The 14,940-nt window shown below is 63.5% G+C and carries 14 protein-coding genes; 6 read left to right on the forward strand and 8 right to left on the reverse strand.

What is annotated here, in order from left to right:
- Nucleotides 1–72 precede the first annotated feature (72 nt).
- Nucleotides 73–1,074, forward strand: coding sequence for a glutathione S-transferase family protein (locus ACSX1D_RS11435; protein ID WP_439858642.1), 1,002 nt, complete (start codon nucleotides 73–75; stop codon nucleotides 1,072–1,074).
- Nucleotides 1,075–1,102: 28 nt separating this feature from the next.
- Here the strand turns inward: ACSX1D_RS11435 and cysG are convergent, their stop codons facing one another.
- The 6 genes from cysG to ftsK all read right to left on the reverse strand — a co-directional run bounded on the left by cysG (nucleotide 1,103) and on the right by ftsK (nucleotide 8,675).
- Entirely contained in the window at nucleotides 1,103–2,497 is a 1,395-nt protein-coding gene (gene cysG / locus ACSX1D_RS11440) for a siroheme synthase CysG (protein ID WP_439858643.1), read from the reverse strand.
- A 105-nt stretch (nucleotides 2,498–2,602) separates the two neighbouring features.
- The gene (gene serS, locus ACSX1D_RS11445) at nucleotides 2,603–3,883 is read right to left on the reverse strand and encodes a serine--tRNA ligase (protein WP_439858644.1); all 1,281 of its coding nucleotides are present in this window, start codon (nucleotides 3,881–3,883) and stop codon (nucleotides 2,603–2,605) included.
- A gap of 16 nt (nucleotides 3,884–3,899) precedes the next feature.
- Complete coding sequence (crcB, locus tag ACSX1D_RS11450) at nucleotides 3,900–4,274, reverse strand: fluoride efflux transporter CrcB (RefSeq protein ID WP_208706903.1); 375 nt, start codon at nucleotides 4,272–4,274, stop codon at nucleotides 3,900–3,902.
- Nucleotides 4,271–5,596: a replication-associated recombination protein A gene (locus tag ACSX1D_RS11455; protein WP_439858645.1), complete on the reverse strand. Its 1,326-nt coding sequence runs from the start codon at nucleotides 5,594–5,596 to the stop codon at nucleotides 4,271–4,273. Before ACSX1D_RS11455 ends, crcB begins: the two co-directional genes overlap by 4 nt.
- Nucleotides 5,597–5,615: 19 nt before the next feature.
- Nucleotides 5,616–6,242: an outer membrane lipoprotein chaperone LolA gene (lolA, locus tag ACSX1D_RS11460; RefSeq protein ID WP_439858646.1), complete on the reverse strand. Its 627-nt coding sequence runs from the start codon at nucleotides 6,240–6,242 to the stop codon at nucleotides 5,616–5,618.
- Between the two features lie 30 nt (nucleotides 6,243–6,272).
- A complete protein-coding gene (ftsK, locus tag ACSX1D_RS11465) occupies nucleotides 6,273–8,675 on the reverse strand; it encodes a DNA translocase FtsK (protein WP_439858647.1) in 2,403 nt (800 codons plus the stop codon).
- Between the two features lie 243 nt (nucleotides 8,676–8,918).
- Here ftsK and trxB point away from each other — a divergent pair, with 243 nt between their 5' ends.
- The 4 genes from trxB to infA all read left to right on the forward strand — a co-directional run bounded on the left by trxB (nucleotide 8,919) and on the right by infA (nucleotide 11,684).
- A complete protein-coding gene (gene trxB, locus ACSX1D_RS11470; RefSeq protein ID WP_439858648.1) occupies nucleotides 8,919–9,869 on the forward strand; it encodes a thioredoxin-disulfide reductase in 951 nt (316 codons plus the stop codon).
- Nucleotides 9,870–9,922: 53 nt separating this feature from the next.
- A complete protein-coding gene (aat, locus tag ACSX1D_RS11475) occupies nucleotides 9,923–10,603 on the forward strand; it encodes a leucyl/phenylalanyl-tRNA--protein transferase (RefSeq protein ID WP_439858649.1) in 681 nt (226 codons plus the stop codon).
- Between the two features lie 54 nt (nucleotides 10,604–10,657).
- Nucleotides 10,658–11,365 (forward strand): arginyltransferase, encoded by a 708-nt coding sequence (locus tag ACSX1D_RS11480; protein ID WP_439858650.1) that lies wholly within the window; start codon nucleotides 10,658–10,660, stop codon nucleotides 11,363–11,365.
- A gap of 100 nt (nucleotides 11,366–11,465) precedes the next feature.
- A complete protein-coding gene (infA, locus tag ACSX1D_RS11485) occupies nucleotides 11,466–11,684 on the forward strand; it encodes a translation initiation factor IF-1 (protein WP_002553999.1) in 219 nt (72 codons plus the stop codon).
- A 57-nt stretch (nucleotides 11,685–11,741) separates the two neighbouring features.
- On the opposite strand, the gene clpA is transcribed toward infA, so the two are convergent.
- Entirely contained in the window at nucleotides 11,742–14,012 is a 2,271-nt protein-coding gene (clpA, locus tag ACSX1D_RS11490; protein ID WP_439858651.1) for an ATP-dependent Clp protease ATP-binding subunit ClpA, read from the reverse strand.
- 29 nt (nucleotides 14,013–14,041) lie between these two features.
- The gene (gene clpS / locus ACSX1D_RS11495; RefSeq protein WP_208706911.1) at nucleotides 14,042–14,404 is read right to left on the reverse strand and encodes an ATP-dependent Clp protease adapter ClpS; all 363 of its coding nucleotides are present in this window, start codon (nucleotides 14,402–14,404) and stop codon (nucleotides 14,042–14,044) included.
- A gap of 228 nt (nucleotides 14,405–14,632) precedes the next feature.
- Here clpS and cspD point away from each other — a divergent pair, with 228 nt between their 5' ends.
- Nucleotides 14,633–14,896: a cold shock domain-containing protein CspD gene (gene cspD, locus ACSX1D_RS11500; RefSeq protein WP_439858652.1), complete on the forward strand. Its 264-nt coding sequence runs from the start codon at nucleotides 14,633–14,635 to the stop codon at nucleotides 14,894–14,896.
- The last annotated feature ends 44 nt before the right edge of the window (nucleotides 14,897–14,940 follow it).

A 14,940-nucleotide genomic window follows, 5' to 3' on the forward strand; every position in this document is an offset into this window, starting at 1 on the left:
TTATTTGCGCTTTTATATCGATAGCATCCCGATAGACTGAGTCTCTACTTTCCGGAGAAGAGGACGCGAGCGATGGGACTGCTGATCGAGGGGCGCTGGCGAGACCAGTGGTACGACACGGGCGAAGACGGCCAGTTCAAGCGCGAGAAGGCCCAGCGGCGCCATTGGATCACCGCCGACGTCGCCCCTGGGCCGAGTGGCGAAGGCGTCTTTGCCGCTGAAGCCGGGCGCTACCACCTGTATGTATCCTTGGCCTGCCCCTGGGCCCATCGCACCCTGATCCTGCGCAGACTCAAGGGCCTGGAGGCGCTGATCGACGTTTCCGTGGTCAGCTGGCTGATGCGCGACAACGGCTGGACCTTCGACCCTGAGCATGGCTCCACCGGCGATGCGCTTGATGGGCTCGAGTTCTTGCATCAGCGCTACACCGCCGACGATCCGCACTACAGCGGGCGAGTCACCGTGCCACTGCTGTGGGACAAGCAGCAGCAATGCATCGTCAACAACGAATCGGCGGAGATCATCCGCATGTTCAATTCGGCCTTCGACGACCTCACCGGCAACACCCTGGATTTCTACCCGCCGGCGCTGCGTGGCGAGATCGATGCACTCAACCAGCGCATCTATCCGGCGATCAACAATGGCGTGTACCGGGCCGGCTTCGCCACCAGCCAGCAGGCCTATGAGGAGGCCTTCGATGAGCTGTTCGGTGAACTGGGTCGACTGGACGCCCTACTCGACCAGCGCCGCTACCTGGCCGGCGAATACCTCACCGAGGCCGACTGGCGACTGTTCACCACGCTGATTCGCTTCGATGCCGTGTATCACGGCCACTTCAAGTGCAACCTGCGGCGCATCGAGGACTACCCCAACCTGTCCCACTGGTTGCGCGAGCTGTACCAGTGGCCGGGGGTCGCACAAACCGTGGATTTTCGCCACATCAAGCAGCATTACTACGCCAGCCACACCACCATCAACCCGACCGGCGTTGTACCCAAAGGACCGATGCTCGACCTCGATCGCCAGCATGACCGCGCGCGCCTGCCCGGCAGAGGGATCTGGCAGCGCCCCTGAGGCATGCGCTGCAGACAGTGCCCCAGGCTCAATCCTGAGCCTGGGCGCCCTCGAACCACGCCAGCTTGTCGCGCAACTGCACGACCTCGCCGACTATCACCAGGGTTGGCGCATGCACCTCGTGGTGGGCAACCAGGTCCGCCAGGTTGCCCAGGGTGCCGGTGAACACCCGCTGATTGCTGGTCGTGCCCTGCTGGATCAGCGCCGCCGGCGTACCCGCCGCCCGACCATGGGCGACCAGTTGCTCGCAGATCAATGGCAGCCCGACCAGGCCCATGTAGAACACCAGGGTCTGGCTCGGCGCCGCGAGCTCGGCCCAGGGCAGGTCGCAGCTGCCATCCTTGAGGTGACCGGTGACGAAGCGCACCGATTGCGCGTGGTCACGATGGGTCAGCGGGATGCCCGCATAGGCCGCGCAGCCGCTGGCCGCGGTGATGCCGGGTACGACCTGGAAGGGTATGCCCTCGGCCGCCAGCTGTTCGATTTCCTCGCCGCCGCGACCGAAGATGAAGGGGTCGCCGCCCTTCAGGCGCAGAACCCGCTTGCCCTCCTTGGCCAGGCTCACCAGGCGCTGGTTGATCTGCTCCTGGGGCAACGCATGCTCGGCGCGCCGCTTGCCGACATAGATGCGTTCGGCATCACGCCGGCACAGCTCGATGATCGCCGGTGCCACCAGCCTGTCGTAGAGCACCACGTCGGCCTGCTGCATCAGGCGCAGGGCGCGGAAGGTCAGCAGGTCCGGGTCGCCAGGACCGGCACCGACCAGGTACACCTCGCCGAGGGCCTGGGGCGCGGCGCCGGCGATCTTGTCCTCGAGCAGGCGCTCGCCTTCGTGCAGCTTGCCGGCAAACACGCTCTCGGCGACCTGACCCTGGAACACGTCCTCCCAGAACACCCGGCGCTGCTGCACATCGGGAAACAGCCCCTTGACCTGGGCACGAAAGCGCTTGGCCAGGCCGGCCAGCTGGCCGTAGGTGGCCGGAATCCAGGTTTCGATCTTGGCGCGGATCAGTCGTGCCAGCACCGGCGCATCGCCGCCACTGCTGACCGCGACAATCAACGGCGAGCGATCGACGATCGCCGGGAAGATCACGCTGCACAACTTAGGCGCGTCAACCACGTTGACCGGAATGCCGAGGGCCTGGGCCTGGGCGGATATCTGCGCATTCAGCGGCTCATCATCGGTGGCAGCGATGACCAGTGCCATGCCGGCCAGGTCATCGGCCTGGTAGCCACGCTGCAGCAGCCGATGGGCGCCCTGCCCGGCCAGCTCGCGCAACTCGTCACGCACCTGCGGCGCGACCACCCGCAACGTCGCGCCGGCATCCGCCAGCAGGCGCGCCTTGCGCAGGGCCACCTCGCCGCCACCAACCAGCAGCACGGTGCGACCCTGAAGTTTATGAAACAACGGAAGGAAATCCATCGCAGCCTCGGCGAGCAAGAAACGTAGGGTGGAAAACCGCGACGGGCTTTCCACCGAGGGAGGCATCCGGTGGAAAAGACCTTCGGTCGTTCTCCACCCTGGGGATCAGCCGATCACTTCGATTCCGCCCATGTAGGGCTTCAACACGTCCGGCACACGAACGCTGCCATCGGCCTGCTGGTAGTTCTCCAGCACCGCCACCAGGGTACGCCCCACGGCCAGGCCGGAACCATTGAGGGTGTGCAGCAGTTCCGGCTTGCCGGTCTCCGGGTTGCGGAAGCGCGCCTGCATGCGCCGTGCCTGGAAATCGCCACAGTTGGAGCACGAGGAGATTTCCCGGTACTTGTCCTGGCTCGGCACCCAGACTTCCAGGTCGTAGGTCTTGGTCGCGCCAAAACCCATGTCGCCGGTGCACAACGCCAGCACGCGATACGGCAGCTCGAGCAGCTGCAGGACCTTTTCGGCGTTGCCGGTCAGCTCCTCCAGCGCCTGATAGGAAGCGCTCGGCTCGACGATCTGCACCATCTCGACCTTGTCGAACTGGTGCTGGCGGATCATGCCGCGGGTGTCCCGCCCGGAGGCGCCGGCCTCACTGCGGAAGCACGGAGTGTGGGCGACGAACTTCAGCGGCAGCTGCTTGGCCTCGAGGATCTCCCCGGCGACTATGTTGGTCAGCGACACCTCGGCGGTGGGGATCAGGTACAGGTCGGCCTCGTTCTCGCGGCCGATCTTGAACAGGTCTTCCTCGAACTTCGGCAGCTGGCCGGTGCCCTGCAATGCCGGGGCCTGCACCAGATAAGGGGTGTAGGCCTCCTCGTAGCCGTGCTCGCGGGTGTGCAGGTCGATCATGAACTGCGCCAGGGCGCGGTGCAGGCGGGCGATCGGACCGCGCAGCAGGGCGAAGCGCGCGCCGGACAGCTTGGCGGCGGTCTCGAAGTCCAGCCAGCCATGCTGCTCGCCGAGGCTGACGTGGTCCTTGATCTCGAAATCGAAGGCCTTCGGCGTACCCCAGCGGCGCACCTCGACGTTGTGCTCTTCATCCTCGCCCACCGGTACCGATTCATGCGGCAGGTTGGGGATGCTCAGCAGCAGGCTGTCGAGCTCGCGCTGGATGGCATCCAGTTCCTGCTTGCCGGCCTCCAGCTCGCTGCCCATGCGGTCGACGTCGGCCAGCAGCGGGACGATGTCCTCGCCGCGCTGCTTGGCCTGGCCGATCGCCTTGGAGCGGCTGTTGCGCTCGGCCTGCAGCTGTTCGGTGCGGGTCTGCACGGTCTTGCGCTGGGCTTCCAGCGCCTCGAAGCGCGCCACATCCAGCTCATAGCCGCGGGTGGCGAGGCGCTGGGCAATTTCCTGCAGTTGGGTGCGCACCAGTTTGGAGTCGAGCATGTCAGGTTCTCGTCAATCAGAGTTTGGTGAAAGATAGGCCGGCCCAGGTCGCGAGCAGGCCACCCGACACGCTGAGCAGCACATAGCCAATGGCCAGTGGTGCCTGCCCGCTTTCCAGCAGACGCAGGGTGTCGAGGGAAAAGGAAGAAAAAGTGGTCAGGCCGCCGAGGAAGCCGACGATCACGCCGGCGCGCACCTCCAGCGGCACCTCCGGACGCAGCAGGAACAGCCCGTAGAGGTAGCCGATCAGCAGGCAGCCGAGCAGATTCACCGCCAGGGTGGCGATATTGAAGTGCTGCGGCCAGTGGGCATTGATCCAGTTCGCCGTGGCGAACCGCAGCAGGCAGCCCGCCGCCCCGCCTGCCGCCACGGCCAGGGTCGCGCCGATCATGACTTTCTCCGCTGGCGAACACTGGCCCGGTCCTGCTCGGCCAGGTGCCTGAGCTTGTCGCCGATCTTCAGCTCGAGCCCACGGGGCACCGGCTGGTAATAGCGACGCGGCGCCAGCTGCTCGGGGAAGTAGTCCTCGCCGGCGGCGTAGGCGTCGGGCTCGTCGTGGGCGTAGCGATACTCGTCACCATAGCCCAGCTCCTTCATCAGCTTGGTCGGCGCATTGCGCAGGTGCAGCGGCACCTCCAGGGAGCCATGCTCCGCCGCTTCGCGCAGCGCCGCCTTGAAGGCGTTGTACACCGCATTGCTCTTCGGCGCGCAGGCCAGGTAGACGATGGCCTGGGCCACCGCCAACTCGCCTTCGGGGCTGCCCAGGCGCTCCTGCACATCCCAAGCGTTCAGGCACAGGGTCAAGGCCCGCGGATCGGCGTTGCCGATGTCCTCGCTGGCCATGCGCACCACGCGGCGGGCGATATACAGCGGGTCGCAACCGCCATCGAGCATGCGCGCGAACCAGTACAGCGCGCCGTCCGGGCTGGAGCCGCGCACCGACTTGTGCAGCGCGGATATCTGGTCGTAGAAGGCCTCGCCGCCCTTGTCGAAGCGCCGCCGGCTGTCGCCGAGCAGGTCCTGCAGCAACTCGACGCTGATCTCGCCGCCGTCCTCGGCCAGGTCCGCGGCATTCTCCAGGAAGTTCAGCAGGCGGCGGCCGTCGCCGTCCGCGGCGGCCAGGAGCACCTGAAAACTGGCGTCTGGCAGGCTCAGGCGGCGCTCGCCCAGGCCCTTGGCGTCGCTCAGGGCGCGTGTCACCAGCTTGCGCAGCGCCGTCTCGTCGAGGCTCTTGAGCACATAGACCCGTGCCCGGGAGAGCAAGGCGTTGTTCAGTTCGAAGGAGGGGTTCTCGGTGGTGGCGCCGATGAAGATCAGCGTGCCGTCTTCCACATAGGGCAGGAAGGCATCCTGCTGGGACTTGTTGAAGCGGTGTACTTCGTCGACGAACAGGATGGTTCGGCGGCCGTACTGGGCGGCGTGCTGCTGGGCGACCTCGACCGCCTGACGAATCTCCTTGACCCCGGAAAGCACCGCGGAAATCGTCTCGAAGTGGGCGTCGGTGACCTGGGCCAGCAGTCGCGCCAGGGTGGTCTTGCCGACTCCCGGCGGGCCCCAGAAGATCATCGAGTGCAGGGCGCCCTGCTCCAGCGCCTCACGCAGCGGCTTGCCGCGCGCGAGCAGATGCTCCTGGCCGACGTACTCGTCCAGGCTGGCCGCGCGCAAGCGGGCGGCCAGGGGTTGTGCGACGGGAGCCTTGCTGAACAGGTCCATGGAGCCGGGTCGTGGCCTCTTACTCTTGAATGACGTCCGCGCCCTCGGGAATGTCGAAGCTGAACTGCCCGTCATCCAGGCTTTCGTTCATCTGCACATTGAGGAACAGGATATTAGTGCGCTGACCGATGCTGTCGATCAGCTGCATGTCGTTGAGCACACCGCCGCGGAACGACAGGCGCAGGCTGTCGAACAGGCTGTCCTTGGACTTGGGCTTGAGCATGAAGTCGACCACGCTGCCGCCTTCCTTGTGACTGATCTCGAAGTTGTCCTGGATCTTCGACACGTCGCCGGACAGCAGCAGCGCCGGGGTGTGGGTCAGGCGCTGGTCGAGGGTCTGGATGGTGACCTGTTCCAGGTCCGGGTCATACAGCCAGACCTTCTCGCCGTTGGACACCAGCAGTTGCTCCATCGGCTCGTCGGTGTGCCAACGGAACAGCCCCGGACGCTTCAGCGCCAGCTGGCCGGCGGTTTCCTGCAGCTGGGTGCCGCTGCCATCCAGGGTCAGCTGGGAGAAGCGCGCGGTAATGGTCTGGGCCTGGTTGAGCAACTGGGTCAGACGCTGCACCGAGACCTGCTCATCGGCCAGGGCGGCGCAGCTGGTGACGCTCAGTACTGCCAGCAACAACATGCGAATCAGGCGCATGGAACTCCTCATCAGGTCGGTTTCCCGGTATCAGTCGCGGACGGGCCCGGGCGCTATCACTTCGCGCGAGCCATTGGTGTTCATTGAGGTCACCACGCCGGCCATCTCCATGGCCTCGATCATCCGTGCCGCGCGGTTGTAGCCGATCTTCAGCTTGCGCTGCACGGCGGAGATCGACGCGCGCCGGCTCTCGGTGACGAAGCGCACCGCCTCATCGTACAGCGGGTCCTCCTCGCTGCCTTCGCCGCCCGTTTCGCCGCCACCGTCGAAGCCGCTGCCGGCCTCTTCCACACCGGCCAGGATGTCTTCGATATAGTCCGGCGTACCGCGCTGCTTCCAGGCTTCGACCACCCGATGCACCTCGTCGTCGGAGACGAAGGCGCCATGCACGCGAATCGGCAAGCCGGTGCCGGGCGGCAGGTAGAGCATGTCGCCGTGACCGAGCAACTGCTCGGCGCCACCCTGGTCGAGGATGGTGCGCGAGTCGATCTTGCTGGACACCTGGAAGGCCATACGGGTCGGAATGTTCGCCTTGATCAGGCCGGTAATCACATCCACCGACGGCCGCTGGGTGGCGAGGATCAGGTGAATGCCGGCTGCCCGGGCTTTCTGCGCAATCCGGGCGATCAGCTCTTCGACCTTCTTGCCGACGATCATCATCATGTCGGCGAACTCGTCGACTATGACCACGATGGTCGGCAAGGGGTTCAACAGCGGCGCCTCGTCTTCCATGCTCTGGCGCTTGTAGAGCGGGTCAGGCAGGGGCGTGCCCGCCTCGATGGCGTCCTTGACCTTGCGATTGAAGCCGGCCAGGTTACGCACGCCCATCGCCGCCATCAGGCGGTAGCGCCGCTCCATCTCGGCCACGCTCCAGCGCAGGGCGTTGGCCGCCTCCTTCATGTCGGTGACCACCGGGCACAGCAGATGGGGAATGCCCTCGTAGATCGACAGTTCGAGCATCTTCGGGTCGATCATGATCAGCCGCGCGTCTTCCGGCTTGGACTTGAACAGGATTGACAGGATCATGGCGTTGACCCCGACCGACTTGCCCGAGCCGGTGGTACCGGCCACCAGCAGGTGCGGCATCTTCGCCAGGTCGGTGATCACCGGTTTGCCGCCAATATCGTGGCCCAGGGCCAGGGTCACCGGTGACTTGGCGTCATCGTACTCGCTGGACGACAGCACCTCGGAAAAGCGCACGATCTGCCGGTCTTCGTTGGGGATCTCGATACCCACGGTGGTCTTGCCGGGAATGACTTCCACTACCCGCACACTGATCACCGCCAGCGAGCGGGCCAGGTCCTTGGCCAGATTGGAGATGCGGCTGACCTTGACGCCGGCGGCCGGCTGGATCTCGAAACGGGTGATCACCGGCCCCGGGTGCACCGACTCGACGATGACCTCGACACCGAACTCCTTGAGCTTGATCTCCAGCAATCGCGACATGGCTTCCAGCGACTCAGGGGAAAACTGTTTCTGCTTCTTCTCCGCCACATCCAGGATGGAAATGGGTGGCAGCGAGCCCTCCACCGCGGCGTCGACGAACAGTGGCGCCTGCTTTTCCTTAAGCACGCGCTTGCTCGGCTCGGCGGGCTTCGGCTCGGCTGGCGGGGTAATGATCGGTGCCGGGCGCTTCTCCCGCTCGCTCATGTGCTTGCTCAGCGCGTCCTCGCGCTCGATCAAGCGCTCCTTTACCTTGGCCTGCTCGCGGCGGTCATGGACCACCGGGGCGGCAACCTCGCTGACCCGCTCATCAGCCTCGCGCAGCTTGGCGACCCGTTGCTTGCGCTCCTGCCGCGCGCTCCACCAGCGATTGACCAGGCCGTGGATCAGCTCGACCAAGTCCAGGGTGATCTTGCCGGTCAGGTCCATGACCTTGAACCAGGACAGGTCGGTGAACACGGTCAGGCCGAAGAGGAACAGTGCGATGAACATCAGGGTACTGCCCTGTACGTTCAAGACATTGACCGCCAGCTGGCCAAGGCTCTCGCCCAGTGCGCCGCCTGCCGAAGCGGGCATGCTGGCACCTGCATTGAAGTGGATATAGGCCAGGGCCGCGCCCGACAGCACCAGGAACACCAGGCCGATCAGCCGCCAGGAGAACAGCCAGCCGCTCCACTGCCAGGGTTGGTGGCGGGCACGAAAGACCTGCAGGGTCTTGACGCCCAGCAGCAGCGGAAACAGGTAGGCGAAGTAACCAAGCGCCATGAACAGGATGTCGGCGAACCAGGCGCCGGCGCGTCCGGCCGCATTCTGCACCTGCTCGACGTTGCTGGTGTGGGTCCAGCCCGGGTCGGCGGCGTCGTAGGTCAGCAGCGCCATCCACAGGTACAGGCACAGCGCGCCCAGAGCGATCAGCGCACCCTCCTTGAGCCGGTAAGGCAGTTGCTGGCGCCAGAGTGGCGCCTGAGCGGTAGAGCTAGAGTTCTTCAAACGCATCCATTCCTGCGTCGGCAACACGCCGATTCTTAGATTAACGGCGAAAGTAGCCTATTGTACGGGTTTGCCCGGGTGATGCCACGCCACCCAAGCAGTGACGCAAAACGCTGGGCTAGCCCCTGGAACGCTGGCTCCCGCTTCCCCCATGCTTCGGTGTAGCATAGCCAGCAACAACTTCCGTGCGGCTCAATTGGAGCATGCATTCTCTTTTGTGACAAAGGCTTATGAGGTGTTTTTATGAGCGAAGTCAAGCATTCGCGCTTGATCATTCTGGGTTCCGGACCGGCCGGATACAGCGCTGCGGTCTACGCCGCCCGCGCCAATCTCAAGCCCGTGGTCATCACCGGCATCCAGCCCGGCGGCCAGCTCACCACCACCACCGAAGTGGACAATTGGCCCGGTGATGTCGAAGGCCTGACCGGACCGGACCTGATGGTGCGCATGCAGAAACACGCCGAGCGCTTCGACACCGAGATCGTCTACGACCACATCCACACCGCGGAGTTGCAGCAGCGCCCCTTCACCCTCAAGGGCGACAGCGGCACCTATACTTGCGACGCCCTGATCATCGCCACCGGCGCCAGCGCCCAGTACCTCGGCCTGCCTTCGGAAGAGGCCTTCGCCGGCAAGGGCGTTTCGGCCTGCGCCACCTGTGACGGCTTCTTCTACCGCAACCAGGTCGTTGCCGTTGTAGGCGGCGGCAACACTGCCGTCGAAGAGGCACTGTACCTGTCCAATATCGCCAAGGAAGTCCACCTGATTCATCGCCGCGACAAGCTGCGTGCCGAGAAGATCCTGCAGGACAAGCTGTTCGACAAGGCGGAGAACGGCAACGTGGTCCTGCATTGGAAGCACACCCTTGACGAAGTGCTGGGCGATGCCAGCGGAGTCACCGGCGTGCGCCTGAAGGACACGGCCAGTGGCGCGAGCAAGGAGCTGGCCTTGGCCGGCGTATTCATCGCCATCGGCCACAAGCCCAACACCGAGCTATTCCAGGGACAGCTGGAAATGCGCGACGGCTACCTGCTGATCAAGGGCGGTAGCGAAGGCAATGCCACGGCGACCGCCATCGAAGGCGTGTTTGCCGCCGGCGATGTGGCCGACCACGTCTACCGCCAGGCCGTGACTTCGGCGGGCGCCGGCTGCATGGCGGCACTGGATGCCGAGAAGTTCCTCGACGACATCTGATCGCCCGAGAGCGGGCGCCTGGCGCCCGCCCTACCCTCTTGCGGCCCAATTCGATGCTGACCTGGCTACAACGCGACTCACTAAGCTTCCCCCCGCTCGAACGCGCCCTGCACGAGCCCAACGGACTCCTGGCCGCCGGCGGCGACCTCCGCGCCGAGCGCCTGATCCAGGCGTATCGCCACGGCTGCTTTCCCTGGTTCCAGGACGGCCAACCCATTCTCTGGTGGTCGCCGGACCCGCGCACCGTGCTACGCCCCCAGGAGCTGCATATCTCCCGCAGCCTGGCAAAGCTGCTGCGCCAAGGTCGCTACCGAGTGACCTTCGACCGGGCGTTCGCCGATGTCATCCAGGCCTGCGCCGCCCCCCGGCCTTATGCTGACGGCACCTGGATCACCTCCGACATGCAACGCGCCTATCTTGAGCTGCATCGGCGCGGCATCGCCCATTCGGTCGAGGTATGGCAGGAGGAGCGCCTGGTCGGCGGCCTCTACGGCCTGGCCATGGGCCAGCTGTTCTTCGGTGAATCCATGTTCAGCCGAGCCGACAACGCCTCCAAGGTCGGCTTCGCCACCCTGGCCAGACAACTGCAACGCTGGGAATTTGCCCTGATCGACTGCCAGATGCCTACCCAGCACCTGGAAAATTTCGGTGCCCGCTCGATCCCCCGCAGCGAGTTTGCCAGACTGCTTGCTGAGCATCTGGACCAGCCCAGCGGCGCCGACTGGCTCGCCTAGGCGAGCACGGCCGCCTGGCATACACTTACTCAAGGCTTACCCCGAGAGTCGACCATGACCGAGCTGGCCCGCTTAAAGTTCTATGCCACTCAGCCCCATCCATGCAGCTACCTGCCCGCAGAACAGGCCACAACCCTGTTCCTCGACCCCAGCCAGCCCATGGATTCGGAGGTCTACGCCGAGCTCTCGGAAATGGGTTTTCGCCGCAGCGGCGACCACCTCTACCGCCCCCATTGTCAGCACTGCAACGCCTGCGTTGCCGCCCGCATCCCCGCCAGCCTATTTCATCCCAATCGCCAGCAGCGGCGAATTTTCAAGCGCAACCAGGACATCCAGGTTCGCCCGGTTCGCCCGGCATTCTGCGAGGAGTATTACGCCCTTTACGTGCGCTATATCGAGCAGCGCCACGCCGACGGCGACATGTACCCGCCCAGCCGCGAGCAGTTCTCCACCTTCCTGGTTCGCGACCTGCCGTTTTCCCGCTTCTACGAATTTCGCCTCGACGGTCGATTGCTGGCGATCGCCGTCACCGACGTACTGCCCAACGGCCTTTCCGCGGTCTATACCTTCTACGAGCCGAGCGAAGAGCGGCGCAGCCTCGGCCGCTTCGCCATTCTCTGGCAGATCACCGAGGCCGCACGCCTCGGCCTGCACGCCGTCTACCTTGGCTACTGGATAAAGAACTGCCGCAAGATGAACTACAAGACGCAGTACCGCCCGATCGAGCTGTTCGTCAATCAGCGCTGGATAACGCTTAGCTGAAGACCTTGGCGGAACCCCCTGTTTTCGGGCACAATGCACGCCGCTTTTGCCTGGGGCCAGTTGCGCCGGGCCATTCTTTGGATACCGAGGGCTTTACTGCATGTCGAAAGAAGACAGCTTCGAAATGGAAGGCACTGTCGTCGACACCCTGCCCAACACCATGTTCCGTGTGGAGTTGGAAAATGGGCACGTCGTTACCGCGCACATCTCCGGAAAGATGCGCAAGAATTACATCCGCATTCTGACTGGCGACAAGGTTCGCGTAGAGCTGACACCTTATGACTTGAGCAAGGGTCGCATCACCTACCGCGCCCGCTAAACCAAGCACCAGTGAAAACGCCCGGCATTACCGGGCGTTTTTTGTTGCGACTCCACCTCAGGCCATCTCGGCCGTGGTCTCGAAGCTGAAGGTCAACTCACCTTCGGCGAGCTCGACGTGCACTACGCCGCCATGCTCGGCCAACTCCCCAAACAGGATCTCCTCCGCCAACGGACGCTTGATCTTGTCCTGGATCAGCCGCGCCATCGGTCGAGCCCCCATCTGCACATCGTAGCCCTGCTCTGCCAGCCAGTCGCGCGCCTCGTCACTGACCTCGAGCATGACTCGCTTGTCCTCAAGCTGCGCCTGCAGCTCGGTGAGGAACTTGTCGACAATGCTCTTGATCACCTCATGACTCAGACGACCGAACTGGATGATGGTGTCCAGGCGATTGCGGAACTCAGGCGTGAAGCTCTTCTTGATCACTTCCATCGCATCCGATGAGTGATCCTGATGGGTAAAGCCTATCGAGGCCCGAGCAGCAGTCTCCGCCCCGGCGTTGGTGGTCATGATCAGGATGACATTGCGGAAGTCGGCCTTGCGCCCGTTGTTGTCGGTCAGGGTACCGTGGTCCATCACCTGCAGCAGCAGGTTGAAGACCTCCGGGTGCGCCTTTTCGATCTCGTCGAGCAGCAGCACGCAGTGCGGCATCTTGGAGATCGCCTCGGTCAGCAGACCGCCCTGATCGAATCCGACATAACCCGGCGGCGCACCGATCAAGCGCGAAACCGTGTGCCGCTCCATGTACTCGGACATGTCGAAACGCACCAACTCGATGCCCAAAGCCTTGGCCAATTGGCGCGCCGCCTCGGTCTTGCCGACACCAGTCGGGCCGGCGAACAGGAACGAGCCGACCGGCTTGTCCGGCGCCTTGAGGCCCGCGCGCGACAGCTTGATCGCGGTGGAAAGCGAGTCGATTGCCGCATCCTGGCCGAACACGGTGAGTTTCAGATCACGCTCCAGATTGCGCAACAGCTCCTTGTCCGAGCTACTGACATGCTTGGGCGGAATCCGCGCGATCTTGGCGACGATATCCTCGACCTGAGCCACATCGATACGTTTCACGCGTTTATCTTCAGGCTGCAGCCGCTGATAGGCGCCCGCCTCGTCAATTACGTCGATAGCCTTGTCGGGCATGTGCCGATCATTGATGTAACGAGCAGCCAATTCAGCCGCGGCGCGCAACGCCTCATCGCTGTACTCAATGCTGTGATGCTGCTCGAACTTCGCCTTCAGACCACGCAGGATGCCAACGGTGTCCTCGACCGACGGCTCGACCACGTCAACCTTCTGGAAGCGCCGCGCCAAAGCGCGATCCTTCTCGAAAATTCCGCGAAATTCCTGGAATGTAGTCGAGCCTATGCAGCGGATTTCGCCCGAGGACAGCACGGGCTTGAGCAGATTGGACGCGTCCATCACACCGCCGGACGCCGCGCCGGCACCGATGATCGTGTGGATCTCATCGACGAACAGGATGGCATGGGGACGCCGGCGCAACTCATTGAGCAGCGCCTTGAAGCGCTTCTCGAAATCGCCCCGGTACTTGGTACCGGCGAGCAGCGCCCCCAGATCCAGCGAGTAGACCACGCTATCGGCCAACAGGTCGGGGACCTGCTCGTCGACGATGCGCTTGGCCAGACCCTCGGCGATGGCGGTCTTGCCCACGCCGGCCTCGCCGACCAGCAGCGGATTGTTCTTACGCCGGCGCGCGAGAATCTGCGCCACGCGCTCGACCTCGAGTTCGCGACCGACCAAGGGATCGATGCGCCCCAGGCGCGCCAGTTCATTCAAGTTGCTGGCGTAGGCATCCAAAGGATTGCTGGAGGTGGAAGACTCACCTCCCTCTTCATCCTGCAACTCCTGCTCGGACTCCGAATGCCCTCCATGCCCCGGCACCTTGGAAATACCATGGGCGATGAAGTTGACCACATCGATCCGCGCAACGCTCTGCTGCTTGAGCAGAAACACCGCCTGGCTTTCCTGCTCGCTGAAGATGGCCACCAGCACGTTGGCCCCGGTGACTTCGCGCTTCCCAGAACTTTGCACATGAAACACGGCGCGCTGCAGAACGCGCTGAAAGCCCAGGGTAGGCTGTGTCTCGCGCTCCTCATCATGCTGCGGGATCAGCGGCGTGGTGGAGTCAATGAACTCCAGCAGGTCATGCCGCAACTTGTCCAGGTTGGCGCCACAGGCGCGCAACACGCTGGCCGCTGCTTCATTGTCCAATAGTGCCAGCAGGAGGTGCTCAACCGTCATAAATTCATGACGCTTGGTGCGAGCCTCTTTGAAGGCCAGATTGAGGGTGACTTCGAGCTCTCGATTTAACATAGCTTCACCTCATGCCCAAGCGGCCGGCGTTAACCGTCCTTCTCGATCTCACAGAGTAATGGATGCTGGCTTTCTCTTGCGTATTGGTTGACCTGCATAGCCTTGGTTTCGGCTATATCCCGGGTGAACACCCCACATACGGCCCGCCCCTCTGTGTGGACGGTAAGCATGATCTTGGTCGCCAGCTCCCGGTTCAGATTGAAGAACACTTCGAGCACCTCGACCACGAAGTCCATGGGTGTGTAGTCATCATTGAATAAGACCACCTTATACAGCGGTGGTGCCTGCAACGCCGGTTTGGATTCCTGCACGGCAAGGCCGGTGGAGTCGTCCTCGTGCGTTTCAGGGCGGTCCTGATTGAATGTTAGTCGAATCTGGCTACTTGCATGCATGCTGAAAATTAGCTTCGGGGTTGGGCGAATACGGATGCTAGAAGGAGTTTGAACGGCTTCGCAGCTGGTTGCAGCATTGCCTTGACTATCGGCAAAACGGTGTTACAAACAATGAATACCCACTACGGGTAGAGGGATTCCGCACCTTCGCCCAACCCGGTCGTTTCTTGCGCGGAATCGAAGTGGATGATACTCCAGTGATGGAGTCCTTTGCAGAGGGATATGAGCATGCTTAGCGGTAAGGTCAAGTGGTTCAACAACGCCAAAGGCTATGGGTTCATCCTCGCCGACGGCCGAGATGAGGACCTGTTCGCCCACTACTCGGCTATTCAGATGGATGGTTACAAAACGCTCAAGGCCGGCCAGCCGGTCAACTTTGACATTATCCAAGGCCCCAAAGGGCTCCACGCCGTGAACATCCGCGCAGCTTCGGCCAGCGCCGAAACGCCCGCTGCCATCACCCAACCGCAGGGCACGACGATCGAAGCCTGAGAACAGGACTGCCACCCACCCATGAAAAAAGGCCGGTCAATCGA

It is taken from the genome of Pseudomonas sp. MBLB4136 (assembly GCF_051904765.1).
Taxonomy (GTDB): domain Bacteria; phylum Pseudomonadota; class Gammaproteobacteria; order Pseudomonadales; family Pseudomonadaceae; genus Aquipseudomonas.